The following is a 25,242-nucleotide window of genomic DNA, read 5'->3' as shown; positions in this document are numbered from 1 at the left end:
TTTAAAAATAATTATCCAAAGGAGTGAAAATGAGTAAAGTGTTAGGAATAGATTTAGGGACAACAAACTCATGTATGGCGATATATGAAGGAAAAGAAGCAAAAGTTATACCAAATAAAGAGGGTAAAAATACAACGCCATCTGTCGTGGCCTTTACCGATAAAGGTGAAGTTCTTGTAGGCGATCCTGCAAAACGACAGATGATTACAAACCCAAAAAGAACTATTTACTCTGTAAAGAGAATCATGGGTATGATGTGTAATGAAGAGAAGGCCCAAGAAGCCAAAAAACGACTTCCATACAACATCGTCGATAGAAATGGTGCTTGTGCGGTAGATGTGGATGGGAAAGTCTATACGCCACAAGAGATCAGTGCAAAAATTTTGATGAAACTGAAAGAGGATGCGGAAGCCTATCTGGGTCAAGAGATTACTGAAGCGGTTATCACCGTTCCAGCATATTTTAACGATGCACAAAGAAAAGCGACAAAAGAGGCTGGACAGATCGCAGGGCTCAATGTTCTTAGAATTATCAACGAACCGACTGCAGCAGCCCTCGCATATGGACTTGACAAGAAAGAGGCTGAAAAGATCGTCGTATATGACCTTGGTGGTGGTACATTTGACGTAACTATTCTAGAAACTGGAGATAACGTTGTCGAAGTTCTGGCAACCGGTGGTGATGCATTCTTGGGCGGTGATGACTTTGACAACAGAATCATCGATTGGCTTGTAGATGAATTCAAAAAAGAGACAGGAATCGATCTCAAATCAGATATCATGGCATTGCAGCGACTCAAAGAAGCGGCTGAAAACGCGAAAAAAGAGCTCAGCTCAGCAATGGAGACTGAGATCAACTTGCCATTTATCACAGCAGATCAAAGCGGTCCAAAACACTTGGTCAAAAAGCTTACACGAGCAAAATTCGAAAGTCTCATTGAAGACTTGGTAGAAAAAACAATTACCATTGCGAACAATGTGCTCAAAGACTCAGGTCTAAGCAAAGATGAAGTGAATGAAGTTGTTTTAGTAGGTGGATCGACTCGAATTCCGCTCGTACAACAAAAAGTAAAAGAGTTCTTTGGAAAAGAGCCAAACAAATCAGTAAACCCTGATGAAGTGGTGGCTGTCGGTGCGGCGATTCAAGGAGCTGTCATCAAAGGTGACGTGAAAGATGTACTGCTTCTTGATGTTACACCGCTCAGTCTTGGTATTGAGACACTTGGTGGAGTTATGACGAAAATCATCGAAAAAGGGACAACGATTCCTGTCAAAAAATCACAAATCTTCAGTACCGCTGAAGATAACCAACCTGCAGTGACTATCCATGTATTGCAGGGTGAACGAGAGATGGCAAAAGATAACAAATCACTGGGCCAGTTTACACTGGAAGGTATTCCACCAGCCCCAAGAGGTGTTCCTCAAATTGAAGTTACATTTGATATCGACGCAAACGGTATCTTGACGGTAAGTGCAAAAGATAAAGCGACCGGCAAAGAGCAAAAAATTACTGTAACCGGAACGAGTGGACTCAGCGAAGAGGAGATTCAACGAATGATCCAAGATGCCGAAGCACATAAAGAAGAGGATAGAAAACGAAAAGAGCTTGTCGAGACAAGAAACCAAGCAGATGCTTTGGCATATCAGACAGAAAAGAGCCTCAAAGAGGTAGGCAATGCAATAAGTGCAGATGAGAGAGCACAGATTGAAGCAGCATTGAATGATTTGAAAAACGTACTCAAAGATGAAAATGCAACGAAAGAGCAGATCGAAGCGAAAGTGCAGGCTCTTACGCAAGTGAGCCACAAACTTGCTGAAGCGATGTACAAAAAAGAGCAAGGCCAAACAGGCGGGACTGAGCAAGGTGGCACTGAGCAGAAAAAAAGCGGAGGAGACGACGACGTCATCGATGCAGAAGTAGAGTAAGGTTCCTCCCTTACTCTCCCCCCTCTTTAAAGCCTCTTTCTACACTTCTTTTTAGTTTAACTTAAATAAAAGTTTATTATTATAGTATGCAAATAGCCAAAAAGGACTCCTATGGCCAATACCGTGTGTAATAAACGCTTCTTCGTCTGTAAATCCATCAAATCAAAATTTATCATTAATCTTGTTCTTTCCATCGGTGCCTTTTTAGTTACGATTGGTATCAGTTATTTCATAGCACTCAATGAAATCAAAGATGTAATGAAACAAGATATCAATTCAGTCGCAGATGCACTTGAAAAAACGATTAATTATATAGCCAAAGTTAAACCAGATGCTATAAATGACCCAGAGTTTCGAAAACAGATCTATAAAATCAAGATTGGTAAGAGTGGATATGTCTATTTTGTAGATAAAAAAGGGACATTTGTCGTTCATTTTAAAAAAGAGGGAAAAAATTTTGCAGGACACGATTATGTGGACTACATACGAACGCATCCAGAAGGCGGTATTTATGAGTATGTATCAGCTGCAACCGGCCAACATAAAATCGCGGCATTTCGGTATATCAAACCTTGGGGTGTTTGGGTAGTGCCAGGAACCAACAAAGCGGACTACTACGATCAGCTAAAAAGAAAATTTTTCTATCTGCTTATCATTTTGGGCGGTATCGTTATCGCCGTTTTGATTTTTATCAATTACATTACAGGAATCAGCATTTTACGGCCTGTTGAGAGACTCGATGAGGTTGCGAAGGATATTGCTGAGGGTGAAGGAGACCTTACCAAACGACTCCCTGAAGACTCTACCGATGAAATCGGAATTGCTACGATGTATTTGAATCGGTTCATAGCAAAAATAGCACAAACGATTCAAAAAACGAAAGATCAGCTTGGAAATGTTGTGGATGTGGCGCAAAGCATAGACAAAATATCCACAAATCTTTTAAATAGAGCCATGGAAGAGTCCAAACAGGCCAATGAGAGTGTCCAACTGGCGAACGAGATTAAAGAGAAGAGTCAATACAACGAGGCTATGGCGAAAGAGGCAAGGGAAAAAATACTCGATGCAACGAAAAAAATGGATGAGGTGATGGAGAATATCAATGAAATCTCCAAAACGATCGATATCACTTCACAAACAGAAGAGAGTATCAACAAAAATTTTGAAATTCTAGAAAAACAGATCAAAGAGGTGGAAAATGTTGCAGATATTATTTCGGATATCGCTTCTCAAACCAATCTATTGGCGCTCAATGCCGCTATTGAAGCAGCTAGAGCTGGCGAACATGGAAAAGGGTTTAGTGTTGTCGCAGATGAAGTGAGAAAGCTGGCAGAGAGGACGCAAAAAGAGCTAGAAATGATTACAAACATCATCAAAAATATCATAGATAGCATTAAAAAATCCCATACGTTTATCGATAAAAACTCCAAGCATATGAAAAGTCTTGTGCAAAAAAATCAAGTTTCGACAACCATCATCCAGCAGCTATCGCAAAATCTCAACGAGAGTGCGAAAAAGAGTGAAGTTTCTTATGCAAATTCTGTTGAAATTTCTCAAACTATCGAATCTATTGCGGCTAAAATCTCTCATTTGGCAGAGCTTTCTGAAAGCAACAAAGCAGATATTAACGAGATCGCTTCCTTGGCAAACGAACTGCTGCAGTCAACCAAAGATCTCGAAGCGATGATCAACCATTTCAAAACATGAAAGAGTTCCATCCTTTCGAGCCTTTTATTGACAAAGAGTCTAAAGTATTGATTCTGGGCTCTTTCCCCAGTTTTGCTTCTTTAGAAATCGGTTTTTACTATGGCCATCCGCAAAACCAGTTTTGGAAAATAGTTGCAGACGTTTTTAAGCAAAAGGTTCCAGATACACTTGAAGAGAAAAAGGAGTTTTTAAAAAGGCACCATATCGCTTTGTGGGATATGGTAAAGGGATGCATAAGAGAAAACTCCTTGGATAGCTCACTCTCTTCAATTGAAGTTAATGACATCGAAAAGCTACTGAAAACATATCCAAATATAGAGGTAATTTTTTTCACAGGTAGAAAATCTCAGCAGCTTTTTGAAAAACAGTTTTCACATGTGAACTTGCCACGATACTATCTTCCCTCCCCATCTCCAGCATATAGGGCCATGTCATTTGAAGAAAAAGTGCAACAGTGGAAAAAAATACTAGATTACATCGATGAGGTCACTTCTCCTAATATGAAAAAAAAAGCTATTGTGAGTAGTGGTAGAAAAACGGGATAGACTCTGTTTGTTTTCTTGAAAAGGTAGATATAGAACCATCCCCATGCGAAAATAAGTGCCACAATGTGTGTGACAAAAAGAGGTAGGTAGACTCTTGCATATTTGCTGAAACTTGTTACGAAAAGTAAAAAGAGAAGAAGAAAGATATCAAATAGAAACTTTCTTTTATCCCCTTCGTACTCTTTGACTATTTTTAAAATACCAACGATAAAAAGGAGAGCCAATAAAAAGGCTAGTTTTATCATTGTAGATACTCTTGGAACATATTCATGAATTTTTTCAGTTTTGGGGCGATGACTACCTGGCAATATCCCTGATCTGGATGGGTATTGTAGTAGTTTTGATGATAGCTCTCCGCTTCATAGAATGTTCCGGGATTTTCAATAGTTGTCACTATTTTGTTCTCGAAATAGGGGTTGAGCTTTTGTATCACTTTTTGTGCTATCGCTTTTTGCTCCTCATTTAAAGGAAATATGACTGAACGATATTGTGTTCCAATATCGGCGCCTTGTCTATTGAGTTGCGTAGGATCGTGCACGGCAAAAAAGATATGTAAAAGTTCCTCGTAATTGATGATATGTGGATCGAAATCGATCTTGACGACTTCGGCGCATTTTGTAGTACCAGTGCAAACTTGTTCATAAGTTGGATTTTGCCTTCTACATCCCGCATATCCGCTCGTAACTCTATGCACGCCCTTTACTCGTTGGAAAATAGCTTCGAGGCACCAGAAGCAGCCTCCACCAACTATCGCACTCTCACTCATCGATAGCCTTTAGGATAGAATCGCACGATTTGCTTTGTGAAAAACATTTTGCACGGTCACAAAGCATGAATCCCTCCATCTCCTCCTCTTTTACAAGAACAAAAGGGTATTTGACAAAGTCGATGGATCCAATGCACTGGATTAGATCTTCTTCATTTGCCTTGATGACGCGATCTTGATAGACAAATCGTAATACATCTTCGACAAATTTTGCCGCCCAAGGAAGGTACTTATAGATTTTCTCACTATAAAATTCGATCGATAGAAAGGAGAATTGAATATACTTTGGATCCAAAATCGTTCCTAAAGTCAGCATAGCATCCACTATAACTGCGGCACTGCTTGGATAGGAGGTGTCGGTGTGCTCTGCTTCTGTGACGATTTCGCCTTTACTAAAATACCAGCGCCCCTCATCAAAAAAGTTCACTATTGCATCGTTAACCAAAAGATTTGCTTTCGCAAGATACTCTTCATTGAGTGTCGTTTTGTAAGCTTCAAGAAGGGCTGTAGCCAAATAGGCGTAATCTTCCAAAAAGGCCGGAATTGTTGGTTTTTCATCGATAAGTGTTGCATGGTAGAGATGATCGTCTATGAGCATAGTCTCAAGAAGCTTTTGCAGTGATTCTTCGGCAATTTCGAAATATTTTGTATCGATTCTGCTAGCTATATAAAGAGATTTGATCATCATCGCATTCCAGCTGGTGATGATTTTTTTATCGATAAAGGGATAGCATCTGCTTTTTCGTAGATCTTTTAGAGACTTCAAAGCTCTTTTACTCGTTTCACAAAGTTCCAATTCTTCGCTTCTTGGGATATTTTTTCCCTCAAAATTGCCAGATTTAGTAATACCCAGTTTATTCAAAACGGTTTTAATCTCTTCCTCGCTAAAACCATCCTCTTGAAGTTTTTGGACAACCTCATCGTAGCTATAGACAAAATATTTTCCCTCTACGCCTTCGCTATCGGCATCGCTTGCACTGAAAAAGAGCCCCTTTTGGCTCATATATGTCGCGATAAAATCGGCTGTTTCAAAAGCGATCTGTTTATACATCTCATTTTTCGTTGCATGATAGGCTTTCAGATAGCTCTCCATCAACAAGGCATTATCATAGGCCATCTTTTCGAAGTGGGGTACAAGCCATTTCTCATCGACACTGTAGCGGCAAAACCCACCATCCACAAGATCTCTAAGACCCCCTTTGGCCATATTGTCCAAGGTATATGTAGCCATATGTAACGCTTCTTCGTTACCGGTAAGGCGGTACACATCAAGTAACGTATTGATAGTGGATGTGTGTGGAAATTTTGGTTTGCTTCCGAATCCTCCATGGTTTTGATCAAAAAACCGTTTCGTAGTCTCTACGAATTTATGTGCGATACTTTCATCAAAGCGTACAGCCTTTTGCGGGTTCGCCGGTTTCATGAAACGAAGAACCTCTTGTGCCTGATGTTCGATATCCTGCGGTTTTTTTTCAAAGACCTCTACCATGTTTTGAAGAAGCTGTATAAATCCGGGCATCCCGTATTTTGGTTCCAGTGGAATATACGTGGCTGCATAGAAAGGCTTTTTATCCGGAGTCATGAAGATCGAAAGCGGCCATCCGCCTGGTCGTTGATTGAGTAGCTGATATACCTCTTGATAATATTTGTCGATGTCGGGTCTCTCTTCTCTATCCACTTTGATACTGACAAAATGCTCATTCAACACTTTTGCAGCTTTTTCGTTCTCAAAAACCTCTTTTTCCATCACATGGCACCAATGACAGCTGCTGTATCCGATGGACAAAAATATGAGTCTGTTCTCTTTTTTTGCCTTTTCAAAAGCCTCTTTACCCCATGGATACCAATCGACTGGATTGTCTTTGTGTTGCTGTAAATAAGGAGATTTCTCGTTTTCGAGTCTATTTGCCATAAATGCCCTTCATTAGTTTTTTTTATTTACAAATCATAAATAGTTTTAGGTTAAAATATTGTCAGTCTCATAAATTAATTGCAGGAGTTTCTCATGCGTTTTCTATTATACACCATTTTCATGGTCTCCTCGTTGCTGGCATTCGGTTTCGTGGACCAGGAAGTCAAGATTGTTCCTGTCGAAAAAGCCTACAAACCAAATCTACAAGTACAAAAAGATAAGATCAAGATCACGGTTGAGATGGCTCCAAAAGTCTATCTATATCAAAAGTACTTTAAACTAACTGAGATTGAACCGGAAAAAAAAGAGATTGACATCAAAAAATATCTTCCCAAACCGATAGAACTGCATGGAGAAAAGGTTTACGAGGGTAACCTTACCATTGCGATTCCAATACAGGAATTCGGTACCGGTAACATTAAGGTCGAATTTGATTATCAAGGATGTAACGAAGTTGGCATCTGTTATCCTCCCCAGAAAAAAATATTTACATTTTCCATCCCAGACACATCGCAAGAGAAGACAAAAAAGAGTGAGGAGCTCTCTGAGGAGTTGTCTATAACACAAACACTAAAAACGCAGTCGATCGGTGTGATACTGGCAACCTTTTTTGGATTTGGATTTTTACTGGCACTTACTCCTTGTGTCTTTCCGATGTTTCCTATTCTCTCTTCATTGATCGTCGGTGCGAAAAACATGAATACCAAAAAAGCGTTTCTCTATTCGGTTGTTTATGTATTGGCGATGTCTATTGCCTATACGATTGCAGGAGTACTTGCCGGGCTCTTTGGAGCGAATCTACAGGCAGCTTTGCAAAATCCTGTAGCGATTGTTCTATTCGCTGCGGTCTTTGTAGCACTGGCTTTGAGTATGTTTGGGTTTTATGAAATAGGGCTTCCGGCTTCCTGGCAGACTAAAATAGCGCAAAAAAGTGATGAGGCTAGTCACAAGGGTGGACTAATCGGTGTAGCGATCATGGGTTTTCTTTCTGCATTGATCGTTGGGCCTTGTGTCGCACCACCACTGGCCGGAGCGCTTATCTACATCGGTCAGACCGGTGATGCAATGCTCGGTGGAGCGGCTCTTTTTTTCATGAGCCTTGGGATGGGTATGCCTCTGATACTGGTAGGTACTGGTGCTGGCAAGTTCATGCCAAAACCAGGCGGGTGGATGCAGGCGGTCAATGCTGTATTTGGCGTGGTGATGCTAGGAGTTGCTATCTGGATGCTGTCACGTATACTTCCTGATTCTATTTCTCTTTTCTTGTGGGCTATGCTTTTTATAGGAAGTGCAGTTTATATGAGAACTTTGGAGGGAATAGAAAAAGATGCTCACTGGTTTGTGTATCTTAAGAAGAGCGTTGGTATCGTTTTTTTTGTCTATGGGATCTTTTTGATGATTGGAAGTTTTACAGGAGCTAGCAATCCATTGGATCCTTTAAAAGTTTTGAAAACGAAAGGAGCTATAACAGAGGTTTCAACATTACAAAAACCACTTTTTCAGGAGGTACAAAGTTTTGATGAATTTCAAAAATTATTGAAAAATTCTGATAAACCGGTTATGTTGGATTTTACCGCAAAATGGTGTGCAAGCTGTCAGGAACTCGAAGAGATCACCTTTGCAGATCCAAAAGTACAGGCTGCATTACGAAAGGAATTCTTGGCTTTAAGGCTAGATGTGAGCGACAACTCAAAAGAAGATAAAGCTTTTATGAAGCGTTTTGGCATTTTTGGTCCACCGGCGATTCTCTTTTTTGATAAAAACGGTAAGGAGATACGCTCTCTTCGTATTGTGGGATTTAAGAATCCTAAAGAGTTTTTGAGTATACTTGAAGAAGTAAAAAGGAGATACCGATGAAAAAGCTTTTAATACTACTTTTTGCTGTTGCACTCTTTGCAGCAGAGTTTGATTGGATAGAATCTTACGAAAAAGCGCTCAAACTTGCTAAAAAAGAGCATAAGCCGATCATGGTTATGATCAGTCAAAAAAACTGTATCACATGCCAATATATGGATGATGTGGCTTTTGAAAACGAAGAGCTGGCCGAATATGTTGAAAACAATTTTATTCCGTTGAAAATAAAGCTCAAAGATGCTCCAAAACATAATCTCAAAGCCTATGGAACGCCTACCTTTTACTTTTTGAACGAAAAGGGAGAAAAGTTGACCAGGGCATTGGTTGGTGGGGCTACAGCGAAAGTTTTTTTGGAAAAACTCAAAGAGATAAAGGAGAAATATGCTCATTAAAAATGCGCATATAATAGATTTTGACAAAGAGCTTCAAGCGGATATCTTGATCAAAAACGGTCGAATTGAAAAGATAGGCACCGGATTCAACGATGAAGAGGTGATCGATTGCAGTGGGAAGATGGTAATGCCCGGTCTGATAGATTTGAATGTGCGCGTACATGACGATAAGATCAGCTCCTCCAATCTCAAAAAATGTATCGATGAATCCAGAAAAGGTGGTGTTACCACAATAGCTTTAGTACCTGATAGCGAGCCGCCAATTTGTAATGAGATCACTCTTGATTTCATCTGTTCCCAGCAAGAAAATGAAGAGATAGTCCCCGTGATTTTAGCACTGCAAGACAAAGACAGATTGAGTGAGATTTCCATACTCTTCAAGCACGGTGCAAAAGGGATCTATACCACTTCCGATATCAATCCATACCTGATGGCCAGGATTTTTGAGTATGCAAAGATGCTGCAAGTCCCACTCTTTATAGAGCCCAAAAACAGTGTTTTTAGAGATGTAGGTGTTATGAATGAGGGTAGGACCTCTTTTGAACTTGGTTTGGGAGGGATAGACAACCTCGAAGAGATTGCAGAAGTAGCCAAAATAATTGAATACAGTGAGCATTACGGTGTTGGGGTTTTGTTTAAAAACGTTTCGACAGCAAAAAGCCTAGAGAGAATTGCAAAAAGCAGAAAGTGTTTTGCCGAGGTGAGTGTTCACCATCTGCTTTTAAATGATGAGAGCTGCAAAGAGTACAATACATTGGCAAAAATATCACCTCCGCTTCGTGAGGAAGAGGAGAGAGAAGCATTGGTGCAGGCCCTGCAAGCTGGTAAAATAGATCTTTTGACGTCACTGCATTCGCCAAAATCGAATGTCCATAAAGATATCAGCTTTGATGAAGCGGCATTTGGCATATCATCCATTTTCTATTATCTACCTCTCCTCTATACCAAGTTGGTAAAATCGAACATCATAAGAGCTACGAAACTGGTGGAACTGACCAGCGCGAACCCGGCCTGCTTTATAGAAAAAAGAGTGGGACAGATTACTCCGGGTTACGAAGCGGATTTGGTTATATTTGATCCAAATGCAAAAACGAAAATAGATACACCTGCACTGTATGGTGAGGAGTTGGATGGAAAAGTAGAGGCAGTCATCAAGAGGGGTTCACTCGTGAGATTGTAGAGGATTGTGAACGAAAAAGAGGCCTATTGCCGATGAAATGGCGGTAATCAAAAAAAAGAGAAAACTAAAAGCGATACCCGTTGATGGGTCTTGATGAAGAAGTTTCAATCCATACAAAAAGGTGAACTCTCTTGCTCCGACACCGCCTATCGTCAGAGGCAGAACCGCAACGACACTTGAGATGAGAAAAAGGGTAAGATAATCTATCAGATGCTCCGAAATTCCAAGGGCGTATATAAGGCAAAAAGCCGATACAAGTTGCAGTATCTGTACTGAGAGTCCAAGAAATGTTGTTTGGACAATAAAGGTCAGGAATCTTTTGAAGATAGTTTTATGAAGATATAAAAAGATTGGATAGACCAGAATAGAGCCAGCCAAAGCTAACCACATAAGTGGTGGAAAAAGAGCTGTATAGGAACTAAATACAAAAAGAATACCGGCAAGAAAGAGAAGTGCGGCGAGTCCGCTGAGGCGATCGAGCAGCATGGCCTGGATAAGTTCTTTGACTCCAGGTGCATGAACTTTTTGTAAAAGATAGACTTTATAACCATCTCCGCCGATACCACCCGGTAAAAAGAGATTGTAAAACATTCCCACATAGTATAAAATCAGCGCCTCTTTCTCTTTCAGATAGACTCCTATATCTTTGAAATAGTAGTTGAGACGAACGGAACTGACAACTTTGGAAAGATTGAAAAATATAAATGCAGCGAGGAGCCACCATGGATCGCTTTTTTTTAGAATTTGAAAAAGTTTATTGATATCGATTTGAGAAAGTACGAAAACAAGTAGGCCAATAGAGAGGCCTATTTTGAGAAAAGTTTTGAATTTTTTCTTCAAGCTTTTGAACCCTCATAAATCTCTTTAATGACATAAGGCTTTTTATTTTGTGATTCATAATATGTTCGCATCATGATTTCTGCCAAAAAACCGGTAGTGATCAGTTGGATACCGCCAAGGGTCAGCATTACTCCAAGTATCAAAAGAGGGCGTCCACCGATGTCGTTGCCAAAAAGTTTGAGAAGAAACAGATAGAAATTGATAAGCATACCTATCCCGAACATGCCAAATCCAAGGGTCCCGAAAAGATGCATCGGTTTTGTGCCATATTTTTGAAAAAAGAGCATAAGTAAAAGATCGCTAATCACCTTGAACGTTCTACCTATGCCATATTTGCTCTGGCCATGCAGTCGTGGATGGTGGCGCACATTCATCTCTGTCATTTTGGCACCATACAGTTTCGCAAGGACTGGAATGAACCGATGAAGCTCACCATAAAGACCCAAGTTTTTTGCTACATCTTTTTTAAAGAGCTTCAGTGTACATCCATAGTCATGCAGATAGACTCCTGTACTTTTTCGTATGATCCAGTTTGCTATTTTGCTGGGGATTTTCCTTAAAACCAGTCCGTCTTGTCGATTTGCGCGAACGCCAGCAACCACATCCCATCCCTCCTTTTCCATCTTCTCAAGCATCAGCGGGATATCTCTTGGATCGTTTTGCAAATCCCCATCAATCGTAGCGATGACATCTCCGGTAGCAGCATCGATACCTGCGGCCATAGCAAGACTTTGACCAAAATTTCTTTTAAAAACGATCAGTTTTGTCCTTTTATCCGCAAGCTCTTTGATCTTTTCGACAGTTCCATCCGTTGAGCCGTCATCGACGAAAATAAGTTCATAATCTATGCCTTGCAACGCTTCTTTCAAAGCTTTCATCAAGGGTTCAATATTCTCTTCTTCATTCATAACGGGTATGACGACTGAGAGTTTCATCCAATTTTCCTTTCAAAAAGTAGATAGTGTAAAAAAATAGTGACTAGATACACAACAACCGCGCTGCAGTATACATCACTCAAAAAATGTCCTCCTTGTGCGATACGCACAAGCCCTACAACGCTTCCCCAAATTATAGCAAGTGCAGCAACTATTCTTCTTTTTCTTCCATGAAAAAGTGGGATAAGGGCTAAGAAATAAAAAGCTGCTGCGGCATGCCCACTGCTAAAAGAGCAGTTTTTTTTGCATTGGTTGGCTATTTGCAGTGCCGGTGTGAATTTTTTTGTCCCAGCAAACTGTTCGACCTGAGAAGGCCTGGCTCTACCAAAATGGTTTTTAAAGACCACATTGACGACAAGACCTGGTCCTAAGAGCAGTACAAGCAGGAGGTATATCAAAATTTTTTTGCTAACCCACTCCTTTTTCGTAACTGTTTCTATCAGCAGAAGCAACGCTAAAGAGAGAGTAAAAAGAGTGATGAGAATCATTGTGGCTTTATAGATGATTCGGAGAATCAAGTGATTTTTTAGGAAAAAGACACCGTTTTTGAAAAAAAGCGAAGAGAACCACAGATCAATTTGTGGAAAGAACCAAAAGATGAAACATCCTGCAATCAATAAAAAAGCTATTCTCACTGGTATCCTCTAAATTGCTTCAGATAATAGACATAATAGATCCGTGTGTAATCTTTATACAGCGGAATTTCTATTTTTGCTATCAGTTTCGATTCCTTAAAATATTTTGCAGCTTTATTTATTGGAAATTTTGTTATATAGATAAAATCTTCCCCTATATGTCTTTGCAAATCTGTTGACAGGTGGAATTGACTGCCTATTTGCTGGGTTGGATTGAATATCACGGCGTCAAATGGATGGGGTTTGAGATAGTATATCATCTCCGCCATCGTCGTTCTATCGTCAAACAACAGCTTCGTTTTTGGATATCTTTGTACGATGGGTTGTAGTTTTTTCGCCAGTTGATGGTATCCCTTGACTCTTTTATAAGGATCGGTTTTTTTCGTAAGTTCTATATGGAAGGTGTGCGCCAAAGCGTGATAGTGATAGAAAGCAAGCGCCAAGAAAATATTGATCAATATGCCAAGTTTCAAGATCTTTTTGTGGTTTCTTTGGATTAAGTAGGCTGCAACCAAAAGGGTTGCTGCTACATATGTGGGAGCGGCCCAGTTTGCCAAAGCTTTGGAAAAGAAAGCTTGAAAAGAGATAATGGTCAAAAAGGGAAGAGTGAATGCATACAAAAGTTTATATCGATTGTCGATGATTTTTGGAAGGAAAATGAGATAGAGTAGAATACCAAAGAAAACAGGACCAAAAACGAGAAACTGTGCACCTAAAAATTCAAAAAGTTTATCAAGATGAAAATGGGAACTTTGGTCTATTTCACTCAAGTTTTTCGTATGAACGAATGTGATGAAACGGTGCTGTGCGTTCCAGATAAGATTTGGCAGATAAATCAGTGCCGCGAGGGCCATCGTAACGTAGAGTTTTGGATTTTTGAGATGGCGGCTTCGTATCCAAAGAAGATAGAAAAAGACACTGATAACAAAGATTATCATGGTATACTTTGTTAAAAGCCCGCATCCTGCAAAAATAGCCGCTCCAATCCAATATTTCCAGCTGTCACTTTCCAATGCTTTAATGAAAAAAAGAAGCGTTGCACTCCAAAAAAAGAGGAGCAGTACATCGGTTGAAATGATCATGGAACTTAGTGACACTGCAGGAAGTGTAATGTAAACAACTCCACTCCAAAATCCCACGCTCTCGTCAAATAGTTTTTTCCCGATACAGTAGATAATAATTGCACTTAAAGGATGAAAAATGAGAGTCGGGAATTTGATACAGATTTGGGAATCGTCACAGATGGAAGTGAAGAGTGCTATCATCCATGCAATCATAGGAGGCTTGGAGTAGTATCCAAAACTTAAATGTTTGCTCCATTCCCAGTAATAGGCTTCATCGACGTATAAATCAATCTGTGCGTTTAGTAGCACAAAAAATCTGTAGATTTGTATTATAATGATAATGATTAAGAGATTTTTGAAGTTGCTCTTGGGCATAAAAAACCTTGATTATTTTGATGCAATTATACACTAATGAGGAGTGAATCATGAAACGGATGATGAGTGTCGCCGGAGCGTTTTATCCAGCTGAATGTGGATCGATAGAGAGTATGATAGCGCAGTTCAATTCCATATTGGACAAAGCGATAGAAGATCAAAGCTACTTTTCTTTGAAACCCAGAGCGATTATTTCCCCGCATGCCGGGTATGTGTACAGCGGATTTACGGCCAATGTGGCCCATAGACTTTTGCAAAACACAGCTGCCAAACGTGTCGTCGTCATCGGTCCTAGCCACAGAGTCTATCTCAGCGGTATAAGTGGCAGTTTTTATGACGCTTTCGAGACTCCATGCGGTGATCTTTTGATTGATACGGCATATCTAGAGATGTTGGCGCAAAAATTTGGTATCGGTTTTGTACCTGAAGCACATCAAGAGCACAGTACCGAAGTGCAGATGCCCTTTATCCATCACTATTTGCCAAATACGAGTGTGATCGAGCTTGTCTATGGAGACGTGGATCCAAGAAATGTCGCTATGATTTGTGAAGAGGTATTGAGTGATCCTCACAATGTTGTGGTGATCAGTACAGATTTAAGCCACTACTATCCTCTTTCCAAAGCAAAAGAACTCGATATGCACTGTTTGCAAGGAGTTGCAGAACTTGATATAACTGAACTCCATAACGGCTGTGAGGCATGCGGGAAAATCGGAGTAGAAGCAATTATTTTAGCTGCAAAAGATCTAGGACTAAGACCGAGAATTTTGGATTATCGAACCAGTGCGGATGCAAGTGGGGATACGAGTTCAGTGGTGGGATATATGAGTGCGGCTTTTCTTTAATAGATAATTTTACACAGATAAAGGCCATTGGGTGGAGCCAGTGTCGAGGTATATCGTGCTTTGCACGCAAGCTGATCGATTATCTGCTCAGGTTTAAGCTCCCCTTTGCCAAGTTTTATCAAAGCACCCACAATAAGGCGGATTTGTGCTCGCAAAAATCCATCTCCTTCAAAATAAAGAACATACAGATCATCTTTTTCATACAGAGCCGTTTTAAAGATCCTTCGAACAGAACTTTTTGTATCACTGCCTGTTTTCATGAAGTAGCGAAAATCGTGACGTCCCTCAAAAAGGGAAATATTTCTTTTTATTATCTCTATATCAAGATTTGAAACATGGTGAAGATAGGCATTTTCAAAAACACTCGGTTCGCTTTTTTTCAAGAGATACCGATAGGCTCTTCGTTTTGCGCTGTATCTTGCATGAAATTCTTTTGGTACTTTTACAACCCTTTTGATCTGAATATAGGGGCGTAAAGATTCATTGAGCAGGTTTTGGAGTCTTTCAAGTTCGCTCCAAAAAGGAGGCAGGTCAAAATGGATCACCTGTGCAGTGGCATGAACGCCTTTATCAGTTCTTCCGCTTCCAACTATCTTGCTTTCTATGCCTACACGCTGTAAAGCGTTATAGAGGTGGTGCATCACGGTATTTGCCGTATGCTTTTGTATCTGAAATCCGTCGAATCTGCTGCCATCATACGAAATTACTGCTTTAATGCGCATCAGTACCTACTCATGATTGTTTTGTGAAACAGATAAATACCACCGAAAAACCATAGTGCCATAAATAGAAGGGAATAGTAATAGAGTGTTTTACTCAGTAAAAAAGCGAAACCAAAATAGATAAAAAGTGCGAAGAGTACTTTCAAAAAGACGCCCCCTTTATGGTACCTTGGATGATGAATGCCAATCATGCCAGCATAAGGCATACCAAGAACCGGTAAGAGTGCAATCCAAAGAAAAAAGAGCATATCGAAAGCTCTTTGCTTGTTTAAAAACGCTTTTTCCCAATAGTGTATCGGATCGATATATTGAAAATAGTAGGATGTCGATGTGTCAAAAAGATCCATTTTTGTAAAAGTAATTTGATCCAGGATTCCTTTTTTATAGGTGTAAGCATTTCCATCATACAGAGTCAGTTTCAAACCGTACTGACTGTTGTCAAAGGTGGCTTTTTTGGATGTTATGAAGCGTTCTTGTTCGTTATCGAAATTGTATAAAACCACATTTTCAAAAAGATTGTTTTTATCTTTTTTTTGTACATAAACGAACCAATTTCCAAATTTATGGCCATATTCGCTTGGTTTGAGATTGATATTGGCTTCTGTTTTTTTGTAGCGATAAAAACCTTTTTCCAACTGCTTTCCTTGAGGAATCAACATATAAGCTATGATGAAAAGAAGAAGGCTCAGTAAAACGGCAAGAAGCGTCAAGTAACGCATGATTTTTGTAGGCGATATGCCTAACGAGAAAAAGGCTATCGTTTCATAATCGAAAGAGAGTTTATGCAAAGCAGTTACTGCCGCGATAAAGAATACCACAGGTATCGTAAAAAAAAGTATCTGCGGTGTTATAAAGATATAAAGTTTCGCCAAATCAACTAAAGAGAGTTGAACAATGCTTGTAAGTGATACGATTTTGATAAAAAATATGAGTGAAGCGATACCAAAAAGTGGCAAAAAATAGGAAAGAAAAGATTCATACAGATGATTCCCCAGGTATCGTAGCAGTTTAGGCACCGATAACTCCTAAAATTTCATTGCCAAAAAGGTAGGCGATAAATCCTCCAAGTGCCAAGAAAGGGATGAAAGGAAGCTCTTTGTCCGATTTTTTATATCGAAAAGCGAGTGAAAAAGGCAAAGCAATCAACGCTGCCAAGAAAAAAGCGACAAAGCTAAGTTGTACTCCAAGGATCGCTCCAAGAGTAAATCCTACGATGATATCTCCCTCTCCCATTGCCTCTATCATAGGAAATTTTGGGTAGTAAGAGGAAAGCCATGGTGTCTCTTTGAGCTTTTTTCGGATTCGCAAATCCTCTTTTTTACTCACATAATATCCAACAAAAAAGCGAAGCATAGCAAGCATTCCAGCTACTATTAAAGCGTTTTGTATATTATTCATGATATCTGGTGTAGAAAAAAGGGACAATGTTGCAGCACTGAGATTGATGCTGTCAGGAACCGCTTTGAATCGCCAGTCTATGAGTGAAAGGGCCAAAAGAAGATCAAAAACGATGGCGATGATCAAAGTATTAAGATGAAAACCGCTTTTGAGAGTTACAAGGGCAAAAATCGTAGCACTCAATAGCTCTACCAAGGGATATTGTATTGAGATAGGGTTTTTACAATACGCGCATTTTCCACCCAGAAACATCCAAGAAAGGAGGGGAATGTTATGCCACCATTTGAGTTTCGTTTGGCATGTGGGACAGTGGCTTGGTGGATAGACGATGCTTAGGCCATTTGGAATCCGAAGGATGATGACGTTCAAAAAGGATCCAAAAAGCAGGCCTAAAACGATTGCTGACAAAAGCTCTATGATCATATTCCTCCAAACCTTCTTTGACGTTTTTTAAACTCCTCTATGAGTTTTTCGAGTTCTTTGGAGGTAAAGTCTGGCCAGTAGGTATCAGTAAAAAAGAGTTCAGCGTAAGCGATTCTCCAAAGAAGAAAGTTTGAGATTCGCTTCTCACCACCGGTTCGTATGAGCATATCCACATCACCCAGTTTTGCATCGAAATAGTTTTCAAAATTCTCTTCATTGATTTCACAGCCTTCTTTTGCTGCACGCTTACAGGCTCTGATAATTTCGTCTCTTCCACCGTAATTGAGGGCTAAAACCTGCGTCAATTTTGTAAAATTCTTGGTTGCATCTTGAACTTGGATGATTCTTTGTTGGAGATTTTTTGAAAACTTGGAAATATCACCAATGACAACAAACCTGATTTCATTTTCTTGATAGGTAGGCAACTCTTTTTGGAGCCATCTATCCAAAAGCCGCATCAAAAAATCGACCTCTTTTTTCGGTCGCTTCCAGTTTTCTGTACTGAAAGCGTAAAGGGTTAAAACCTCTATCTCTGGGTGTATGGCACAATACTTTGTAATATCCCGAACGATCTGAGCTCCCCTTTCATGCCCTTTTGTGCGGTTCAACCCTTTTTCTTGAGCCCAGCGTCCGTTGCCATCCATAATGATAGCAATATGTCTAGGTCTATTCATCCAGTGCCTTTGCTAGTGTTGCAAGATCAAGTGAGAGTTCAAGTTTTGATTTCAAAGGGCTCTGGACTGCTTTGTCTTTCGTGATAAATACGATTTGGTTCATGTCACTTCCAAAAGCGGTTTTATGCTTGACGATATTGAGACAAACCGCATCAACCCCTTTTTTTACAAGCATTTTTTGAGCGTTTTCCAAAGCCACTTTTTCATCGGTTTCTGCTTTGAATCCTATTACAACGATCCCTTCTTTATCGATTGACTGTAAGATATCGATATTTTCTTCAAGTTCCAGGCACCACTCTTTACCAAGCTGCTCTTTTTTGAGTTTTCCTTTTTGAGGATATTTTGGCCTATAGTCGCTTACTGCGGCCGCCATGAAGAGATATGGCTTTTTGGTGATGAGCTTTGGTTGCGTAAGGTCGTTGATGAGGTCCGGTTTTTTGACGATGCCCCGTTTGGCTACTTTGATGCGTTCTTGCACAAGTTCATACATCTCCTGTGCCGTTTCACACGCAAACAGATCGATCCCTTTTGGCAGATTTTCGCACGGTTTTGTCGTGATGAGTTCAACTTTTGCCCCTTTGAGGTACAGGGCTGTTGCAAGAGCACACGCCTGTTTCCCGCTCGATTCATTCGTAATGGATCGAACATCATCTATATGCTCTTTCGTTCCTCCACCCGTTACGATAACGTAGCGATCCTCCCAAAAAGAATCTTTCAATAACGCTCTAGCCCCCTCATAAAAAATATCCTCTATCTCAGCCAGAGCACCTTCACCTTCTGTGCCACATGCGAGCTCTTTTGTCTGAGGTTCTATGATTGTGTATCCATTGAGCTTGAGCAGTTTGAAACTGGCCTGGGTGAACTGATTATTGTACATTTTCGTATTCATGGCAGGAGCTATAATTTTAGGACCATCAAATGCGAGAGCCGTTTGGGTCAAAAGATTGTCCGCTATGCCATTACTCAGTTTATTGATGGTGTTTGCCGTTGCCGGAGCGATAACAAAAAGTTCGTAATCCTCAGTAACATGGATATGGTTGTTTCTATTGGTCCAGTCTTCGCTCTCTTCGCACAGAACTTTTTGGCTTCCGGCAGCTTCAAAGGTGAGAGGAGTAATAAACTTTTTCGATGAGGGAGTCATAACCACTTTGACATTGGCTCCAGCCTTTTTGAATCGTCTCAAAAGCTCTACCGCTTTGTAGATGGAAATACTTCCGCTCACACCAAGTAAAATATTTCTGTTTTCAAGCATCAATTCTTCCCAAAAAATTTGTAGTAAAAATCTTTCACGATTTTCAATGGCGTTCTACTGATAGCCAAAGCGCCTTTTGGAATATCTTTTGTAACAGTCGTTCCGGCTGCAATGAGTACATCATCTTCAATTTTCACAGGCGCTATGAGTTGTGTATCGCTGCCAACGAATACATTTTTGCCGATAATCGTTTGATACTTTGCTTTGCCATCATAATTGCAAGTGATCGTGCCGGCACCTATATTGGTTCCCTCATCAATCGTCGCGTCTCCAAGATAACTCAAATGTCCAGCTTTGACACCATTGAGACTGCTTTTTTTCACTTCTACGAAATTGCCGATATGGCTTTCTTGTATCATGCTTTGTGGCCGAATTCTAGCGAATGGACCGATTGTGGAGTAGCGAATGGTACTGTTTTCGACAACGCTGTGGGCTTTTATATGAGAGTTTTCTATAAGGGTTTTGCCACGCAGAACAACTCCGTTTTCTAATTCACACTCGCCTTGAAACTGGACATCCACTTCAATGTAGATTGTCTGTGGGAGTCGCATGATGACCCCTTGTTGCATCCAGTGTCGCTTGATTCGATCTTGCATTACAATTTCTGCATTTGCCAAATCATATTTAGAGTTGACCCCTTGAAATTCGTTTTTAGGTACAAATATTGGCTTAATAGAAAAGCCATGTTGTTTTGCCAAGGCTATGATGTCAGTGAGATAATACTCTTTTTGTGCATTGTCATTGGTGAGTTTAGGCAAAAACTGTTCCAGTAAATTTTTTTTGAAAAGGTAGACGCCTGCATTGACATTACATACAGCAAGTTCCTCTTCATTGGCATCTTTTTGTTCAACGATATATTCCACTTCATCGTTTTTGATGATCACTCGTCCGTATCCGCAAGGATCCTCCATACGTATAACACTTAAAACGATGTCTGCATCGATAGAGATAAAATTTTTGAGCGTTTTTGCTTGAATCAGCGGCATATCTCCATTGAGGACAAGAATTTTTTCATTGGAAAAATAGATATTTCGAAGGGCACCGCCGGTTCCGGGATAGTTTTTATGATCTTGCAACACAAATCGTATGCCATCAAACTCTTTTTGAATATACTCTTTGATGATCTCAGCTTGATGATACAAAATGACGGTGATATCATCACTGATTTTTTGGGCTTCTTTAATAATATGCCATATCATAGGACGACCGCAGATAGTGTGTAAAACTTTGGGCAAAGAACTTTTCATCCGTGTCCCTTGTCCCGCAGCCAAAATAACGACAGAAAAACTCATCTATCTCCTTCACTTTTCACAAGAAGTCTTTGATATTCACTGCATGTTTGTAAACTTTCAGGGGAGCCATCACAGACACTTTTTCCATCTTTCATAACTACAATTGTATCGCAAAAGGTGAGGGATCGGACATTGTGTGAAATAAGAATGACGATTCGATTTTTGGAAATTTTTTGGATCGTTTGAAAAATCTGCTGTTCGCTTACTGGATCCAGTGCACTGGTGGCTTCGTCAAAAATCATGATAGACGGATTTTTGTAAAGCGCCCTTGCGATGGCAAGCCGTTGACGCTGTCCACCACTGAGGTTCATACCATTTTCATCCAGTTTTGTGTGAATGCCTTCAGGAAGATTTTGGACAAACTCCCATGCGTTTGCTTGTTTGAGCGCCTCAATGACACGGGCTTCATCAAATGAACCCCCCCCAACATTTTCTGCGATGGTTGCTTGAAAAAGATAGACTCTCTGCGTTACTAAAGCGATATTTTTTCGAAGGCTCAAAATATCAAATTCTTTAATGTCAATACCGTCTACAACAACCCTTCCAGATACCGGATCATAAAATCGAACCAAGAGATTGACCAAAGAGCTTTTTCCACTGCCGCTATCACCCACAATTGCAGTAATATGATCTTTTTTACAGCAAAAATGAACATCTTTTAGAACCTCTTTATCATCATACGTCAATGTTACATGCTCGAAACAGAGAATTTTTGGATGTGATGGGAAAGGTCTGTATCCACTTCTGATTTGGGGTTGTAGGTCGATAACGGAAAAGATCCTCTCAGAAGCGGCCAATGCATCTTGGATGGAGTTGTACAGCTTTGAGACATGTTTGATAGGGGTATAGAGCATGAAGAGGGCAGTCATAAACGAGAAAAACTCCCCTGTTGTCATATGGCCGTCAATAACTTCATGTCCTCCAGTATAGATGACCAGAGCGACAATCAGTGCGCCAAGAACCTCCATCAAAGGAGATACAAGCTCATTGGTTTTAACCTGTTTGAGTGAGAGTTTAAAAAAATCGAGGTTATGTTTTTTAAATCTGTACAGCTCCTCTTCTTCTCTCGCTTCAGCTTTGATAAGTTCAATATTGTTAAAAATCTCGGTAAGATGGGTGGTAAGATCTGCTATCTTTTCTTGCGATTGATGGGATATCTTTTTCATTCTTTTGGCCAGCTTACTCAAAGGCCACATCGCAAGCGGCATGATGAAAAGAAAGTATAGAGCCAGTTTTGGGCTTTGATAAACCACCACGCCAACAAGGGCTATGATGGTGATCGTTTCGCGAAGAAAGTCGGGAATCATGTTTGCAACGACGTTTTTGATGCGGTTGATATCGTTGGTAAGTCGGCTGATCAGTTCACCGGAAGGCTGCTTGATAAAGTAGCCTATATGCATAGCGAGGATGGAATCAAGCATCTGATCGCGTATCTTTCGTATGACATCTTGGCCGATATACTCAGTGAAATAGACCTGAATAAATCGGCCTGCTCCTTTGAGAAAGTATAAAAATATGACAATCCATGGCAGGATATTGAGCATCTGCTCGTTTTTATTGATAAATATGTCATCAAGAACCGGTTTTACGATATAGGCTGAAGCACTGGTTCCAATGGCGGCAGCGATCATGCCAAGGATCGCTATGAAAAACTGCAGTTTGTATTGAAGTAAAAAGGGCAAAAAACGTTTTAAGATTTTGATCAAATCTTCTCCCACAAAGTCCCTTGAGGTGTATCCATGATAGCGATACCCATTGAGCGAAGTTCCTCTCTGATACTGTCAGCCAGTTGAAAATTTTTCTCTTTTTTTGCCGTAGTACGCTTTTCGATGAGCTCTTCGATCTTCTGTTTCTCTTCCTCGCTTATTCCAAGATGAAAATAGCTGTACGCATCTTTGTGGCCTATTCCTAATAGTTTGGAGATATACTCTATATTGGCAACGATCTGTTTTTTAAAAGCTTTATCTTTTGGATTGTTATCCAGATGCTCGTTGGCATAAGCGATAAACTGATCGATAGCAGCCAAGGTTTTCGAAATATTGAGATCTTGGCTCAGAGCTTGCAGCAGTTCATCCACAAACTCTTTTTGGGGAGTGGAAGCCTGCACCCCATAGACCCTTTTTTTGAGTCTGTAGAGCTTGTCCAGCCTCTTTTTGGACGCCAAAAGATCCTCTTCATTGAAATTGAGATCGGACCGGTAATGGGTGGAGAGAAGATAGAATCTCAAGATCTCTCCGTCATATACCTTCAAAGCATCTTTAATGAAGAAGCTATTGCCAAGGGACTTGCTCATTTTTTCACCACTGATGGTTACAAATCCGTTATGCATCCAGTATTTTGCTAGTTCTTGGTTGCAGGCACACCGTGTCTGCGCCGCTTCATTCTCGTGATGGGGAAAAAGAAGATCCGCACCTCCGGCATGGATATCGATCTGAAAAGGGGTGTCATGGTAGGCAAGATGCTTGTCGATCATGGCTGAACACTCGATATGCCATCCCGGTCTTCCTTTGCCAAAAGGCGAATCGAAACAGACATCCCCTTCGCCTTTGCATCTTTTCCACAGTGCAAAATCGGCCGGATTTTTTTTGTCCGGATTGGGTTCGATACGGCTCATACTCTCTTCGTCGCATTTATGACTTAATGTGCAATATTTTTCATCTTTTGAAGTATCAAAGTATATGTCGCCATTCGGTGTTTGATAGGCGCACTCTTTTTGTAAAAGGCGCTCAATCATATCGATCATGGCATCCAGGTTTTGAGTCGCTTTTGGTTCGATATCGGCTCTTTGAACGCCAAGAGCCTCCATATCTTCTAAATAGCGCTGAATGTAATAGCTGGTGATTTCTTGCAAAGACTTCCCGGTTTCATTCATTTTTTTGATGATTTTATCATCGATATCGGTAAAGTTTTTCATAAATGTGGTTTTGTAGCCCAAAGCGTTCAGCGTGCGTCTAAGAAGATCAAATGCAATTGCGCTTCGTGCATGGCCAAGATGGGCATCGTCATAGACTGTCGGTCCACAGACATAGACCTTGATATGGCGATTTTTGAGCGGTTCGAGGGAACAGTACTCTTTTTTGGAACTATCGTATATAACCATCGAGGACCTTTAGTAAAAATGTATACAAAACAGCTTGTGCAATTATAGCAAGTGTTATAAAAAAACCTTTTTTATCCTTGGCGATTATCGTAAATTTTTCTTTTCCAAAGAGTCTGAGATTGAAAAAAAGAAGCACAAAGCCTGAAATACTCGAAGCCAGAGCAAGTCCCGCAGCTCCCAAAAAGTTGATGAAAAGCAGTGACAAAGCCATATTGGAAAAAAGCGAATAGGTGGCGATTTTGGCGGCTGTTTTTTGCTGCTGGTTGGCATACAGCCACAAAGAAAAAAGTTTGGATAGACCAAAAGGAAGGAGTCCAATCATATACATCTGAAGAACAAAAGCGGTTTGAAGCGTATCATGATGGGTAAAACTGCCCCTTTCGAACAAAAGCCAAATAATTGGCTTTGCCAAAATGATGCCTCCGATCATGGAAGATCCCAGTACAAAAAGAAGGAGCCAAAAACTCTTTTTGAGATACACAAGCGCTTTTACTTCATCACCGTTTTTAATCGCTTTGGAGATACTTGGAAAGAGTGCTGTGGCAGTAGCAATAGCAAAAAGAGCCAAAGGGAGTTGCAAGATTCTATTGGCGTAGTAGAGATAACTGATGGCTCCCGCTTGCAAAAAGGTAGCCAGCCATGTATCCAAAAATGCCGAAACTTGAGCGGTTGAGTTGCCCCAGATGGCTGGAAAGAAGTTGGAAGTGAAATTTTGAAGATCCTTTTGGATAGCAGCTTTTTTTTGGAGGAAAAAGCCTTTGCAAAGTTTTGGCAAGATACCAAGCTTTTGGCTCATGTACAAATGGGCGATAAACTGCAACAACCCACCTACTAACACAGCTACGCTCATGGCATAAACGATTTTTTCTTTGGAGGCGTTATGAAACAGTATCAAAGCGGCAATCAAGGAGAGATTGAGAAGGGCCGTGGAGAAGGCGGTTGTTGCGAAATGCTCTTTGTATTGCAACAGGGCTGCCAAAAATGTGACGCAGAAGATAAAATCAAGATAATAGAAATTGATCGCTACATAGGGGGCTGCCAATTCGATGAGATGCTGATCGTATCCGATAGCGATCAATTTCGTAAAAAAAGGTGAAAATATGGTTACAAGTAAAGAAAATAGGATTAAAATGAGAAAAAAACGCTTGAAGATGGCAGTCGCAAAAAGGATTTTATGACGCGAATGGGTATAGGCCGGTAAGAAGCTTTGCACGAAAGCGCCTTCGGCAAAAATTCTTCGAAAAAGATTTGGCAGTTTGAAAGCGATGAAAAAGATATCGCTGTATATGTTCGCTCCCAAAATGGAAGCGGTTAAGAGATCCCGGATGAATCCCAGGATTCTACTAAATAAAATGCCGGCGCTGTTGGTAAATATCTTTGTAAACATTTGGCAATTATAGAAAAGC

General features: G+C 40.3%; 23 protein-coding genes. 7 read left to right on the top strand and 16 right to left on the bottom strand.

The window, feature by feature from the left end; all coding sequences use genetic code 11:
• Window positions 1-29: 29 nt before the first annotated feature.
• The 3 genes from dnaK to NIS_RS06010 all read left to right on the top strand — a co-directional run bounded on the left by dnaK (window position 30) and on the right by NIS_RS06010 (window position 4,177).
• A complete protein-coding gene (gene dnaK / locus NIS_RS06020) occupies window positions 30-1,925 on the top strand; it encodes a molecular chaperone DnaK (protein WP_012082493.1) in 1,896 nt (631 codons plus the stop codon).
• A 111-nt stretch (window positions 1,926-2,036) separates the two neighbouring features.
• Window positions 2,037-3,632, top strand: a complete 1,596-nt coding sequence (locus NIS_RS06015; RefSeq protein WP_012082492.1) for a methyl-accepting chemotaxis protein — start codon at window positions 2,037-2,039, stop codon at window positions 3,630-3,632.
• Window positions 3,629-4,177, top strand: a complete 549-nt coding sequence (locus tag NIS_RS06010; protein ID WP_012082491.1) for a DNA-deoxyinosine glycosylase — start codon at window positions 3,629-3,631, stop codon at window positions 4,175-4,177. The genes NIS_RS06015 and NIS_RS06010 overlap by 4 nt, the downstream gene beginning before the upstream one ends.
• On the opposite strand, the gene NIS_RS06005 is transcribed toward NIS_RS06010, so the two are convergent.
• From NIS_RS06005 to NIS_RS05995, 3 genes are read right to left on the bottom strand one after another with little or no spacing between them, the layout of a single operon-like run.
• Window positions 4,105-4,422: a hypothetical protein gene (locus tag NIS_RS06005; protein WP_041354037.1), complete on the bottom strand. Its 318-nt coding sequence runs from the start codon at window positions 4,420-4,422 to the stop codon at window positions 4,105-4,107. The genes NIS_RS06010 and NIS_RS06005 overlap by 73 nt on opposite strands.
• Complete coding sequence (gene msrA / locus NIS_RS06000) at window positions 4,419-4,943, bottom strand: peptide-methionine (S)-S-oxide reductase MsrA (protein WP_012082490.1); 525 nt, start codon at window positions 4,941-4,943, stop codon at window positions 4,419-4,421. Before msrA ends, NIS_RS06005 begins: the two co-directional genes overlap by 4 nt.
• Window positions 4,936-6,855 (bottom strand): thioredoxin domain-containing protein, encoded by a 1,920-nt coding sequence (locus NIS_RS05995; RefSeq protein ID WP_012082489.1) that lies wholly within the window; start codon window positions 6,853-6,855, stop codon window positions 4,936-4,938. Before NIS_RS05995 ends, msrA begins: the two co-directional genes overlap by 8 nt.
• Window positions 6,856-6,948: 93 nt before the next feature.
• Between NIS_RS05995 and dsbD the strand changes: the two genes are divergently transcribed.
• Genes dsbD through NIS_RS05980 form a run of 3 tightly spaced genes read left to right on the top strand, consistent with a single transcriptional unit; the run spans window position 6,949 to window position 10,281 of the window.
• On the top strand, window positions 6,949-8,712 hold the full coding sequence (gene dsbD, locus NIS_RS05990) for a protein-disulfide reductase DsbD (protein WP_012082488.1): 1,764 nt from the start codon (window positions 6,949-6,951) through the stop codon (window positions 8,710-8,712).
• The gene (locus NIS_RS05985) at window positions 8,709-9,101 is read left to right on the top strand and encodes a thioredoxin family protein (protein ID WP_012082487.1); all 393 of its coding nucleotides are present in this window, start codon (window positions 8,709-8,711) and stop codon (window positions 9,099-9,101) included. The genes dsbD and NIS_RS05985 overlap by 4 nt, the downstream gene beginning before the upstream one ends.
• Window positions 9,091-10,281, top strand: coding sequence for a metal-dependent hydrolase (locus NIS_RS05980; RefSeq protein WP_012082486.1), 1,191 nt, complete (start codon window positions 9,091-9,093; stop codon window positions 10,279-10,281). The genes NIS_RS05985 and NIS_RS05980 overlap by 11 nt, the downstream gene beginning before the upstream one ends.
• Here NIS_RS05980 and NIS_RS05975 read toward each other — a convergent pair.
• Genes NIS_RS05975 through NIS_RS05960 form a run of 4 tightly spaced genes read right to left on the bottom strand, consistent with a single transcriptional unit; the run spans window position 10,264 to window position 14,130 of the window.
• Window positions 10,264-11,121 (bottom strand): lysylphosphatidylglycerol synthase transmembrane domain-containing protein, encoded by an 858-nt coding sequence (locus tag NIS_RS05975; protein ID WP_012082485.1) that lies wholly within the window; start codon window positions 11,119-11,121, stop codon window positions 10,264-10,266. The two genes, NIS_RS05980 and NIS_RS05975, sit on opposite strands and share 18 nt — an antisense overlap.
• Window positions 11,118-12,056 carry a glycosyltransferase family 2 protein gene (locus NIS_RS05970; RefSeq protein ID WP_012082484.1) on the bottom strand — a complete coding sequence of 313 codons (939 nt, stop codon included), beginning with the start codon at window positions 12,054-12,056 and terminating at the stop codon, window positions 11,118-11,120. The genes NIS_RS05975 and NIS_RS05970 overlap by 4 nt, the downstream gene beginning before the upstream one ends.
• Window positions 12,053-12,691, bottom strand: a complete 639-nt coding sequence (locus NIS_RS05965; RefSeq protein ID WP_012082483.1) for a phosphatase PAP2 family protein — start codon at window positions 12,689-12,691, stop codon at window positions 12,053-12,055. Before NIS_RS05965 ends, NIS_RS05970 begins: the two co-directional genes overlap by 4 nt.
• The gene (locus NIS_RS05960) at window positions 12,688-14,130 is read right to left on the bottom strand and encodes an ArnT family glycosyltransferase (protein ID WP_012082482.1); all 1,443 of its coding nucleotides are present in this window, start codon (window positions 14,128-14,130) and stop codon (window positions 12,688-12,690) included. The genes NIS_RS05965 and NIS_RS05960 overlap by 4 nt, the downstream gene beginning before the upstream one ends.
• A 50-nt stretch (window positions 14,131-14,180) precedes the next feature.
• Here NIS_RS05960 and amrB point away from each other — a divergent pair, with 50 nt between their 5' ends.
• Window positions 14,181-14,975, top strand: a complete 795-nt coding sequence (amrB, locus tag NIS_RS05955; protein ID WP_012082481.1) for an AmmeMemoRadiSam system protein B — start codon at window positions 14,181-14,183, stop codon at window positions 14,973-14,975.
• Here the strand turns inward: amrB and truA are convergent.
• From truA to murJ, 9 genes are read right to left on the bottom strand one after another with little or no spacing between them, the layout of a single operon-like run.
• Window positions 14,972-15,697 (bottom strand): tRNA pseudouridine(38-40) synthase TruA, encoded by a 726-nt coding sequence (gene truA, locus NIS_RS05950; RefSeq protein WP_012082480.1) that lies wholly within the window; start codon window positions 15,695-15,697, stop codon window positions 14,972-14,974. The two genes, amrB and truA, sit on opposite strands and share 4 nt — an antisense overlap.
• Entirely contained in the window at window positions 15,697-16,713 is a 1,017-nt protein-coding gene (locus tag NIS_RS05945; RefSeq protein ID WP_012082479.1) for an LptF/LptG family permease, read from the bottom strand. The genes truA and NIS_RS05945 overlap by 1 nt, the downstream gene beginning before the upstream one ends.
• Window positions 16,706-17,518 (bottom strand): prepilin peptidase, encoded by an 813-nt coding sequence (locus NIS_RS05940; RefSeq protein ID WP_012082478.1) that lies wholly within the window; start codon window positions 17,516-17,518, stop codon window positions 16,706-16,708. The genes NIS_RS05945 and NIS_RS05940 overlap by 8 nt, the downstream gene beginning before the upstream one ends.
• On the bottom strand, window positions 17,515-18,192 hold the full coding sequence (locus tag NIS_RS05935) for a di-trans,poly-cis-decaprenylcistransferase (RefSeq protein ID WP_012082477.1): 678 nt from the start codon (window positions 18,190-18,192) through the stop codon (window positions 17,515-17,517). Before NIS_RS05935 ends, NIS_RS05940 begins: the two co-directional genes overlap by 4 nt.
• Entirely contained in the window at window positions 18,185-19,444 is a 1,260-nt protein-coding gene (gene coaBC / locus NIS_RS05930) for a bifunctional phosphopantothenoylcysteine decarboxylase/phosphopantothenate--cysteine ligase CoaBC (protein WP_012082476.1), read from the bottom strand. The genes NIS_RS05935 and coaBC overlap by 8 nt, the downstream gene beginning before the upstream one ends.
• Window positions 19,444-20,736: a bifunctional UDP-N-acetylglucosamine diphosphorylase/glucosamine-1-phosphate N-acetyltransferase GlmU gene (gene glmU, locus NIS_RS05925; protein WP_012082475.1), complete on the bottom strand. Its 1,293-nt coding sequence runs from the start codon at window positions 20,734-20,736 to the stop codon at window positions 19,444-19,446. The genes coaBC and glmU overlap by 1 nt, the downstream gene beginning before the upstream one ends.
• Window positions 20,733-22,454: an ABC transporter ATP-binding protein gene (locus NIS_RS05920; protein WP_041354035.1), complete on the bottom strand. Its 1,722-nt coding sequence runs from the start codon at window positions 22,452-22,454 to the stop codon at window positions 20,733-20,735. The genes glmU and NIS_RS05920 overlap by 4 nt, the downstream gene beginning before the upstream one ends.
• Window positions 22,439-23,836: a cysteine--tRNA ligase gene (cysS, locus tag NIS_RS05915; protein WP_012082473.1), complete on the bottom strand. Its 1,398-nt coding sequence runs from the start codon at window positions 23,834-23,836 to the stop codon at window positions 22,439-22,441. Before cysS ends, NIS_RS05920 begins: the two co-directional genes overlap by 16 nt.
• Window positions 23,820-25,223 (bottom strand): murein biosynthesis integral membrane protein MurJ, encoded by a 1,404-nt coding sequence (murJ, locus tag NIS_RS05910; protein ID WP_012082472.1) that lies wholly within the window; start codon window positions 25,221-25,223, stop codon window positions 23,820-23,822. The genes cysS and murJ overlap by 17 nt, the downstream gene beginning before the upstream one ends.
• Window positions 25,224-25,242: the final 19 nt, after the last annotated feature.

This window comes from Nitratiruptor sp. SB155-2 (assembly GCF_000010325.1).
Lineage (GTDB): Bacteria > Campylobacterota > Campylobacteria > Campylobacterales > Nitratiruptoraceae > Nitratiruptor.
The sequence above is the reverse complement of the archived record's forward strand: the minus strand, read 5'-3'. Positions and strand labels throughout refer to the sequence as shown.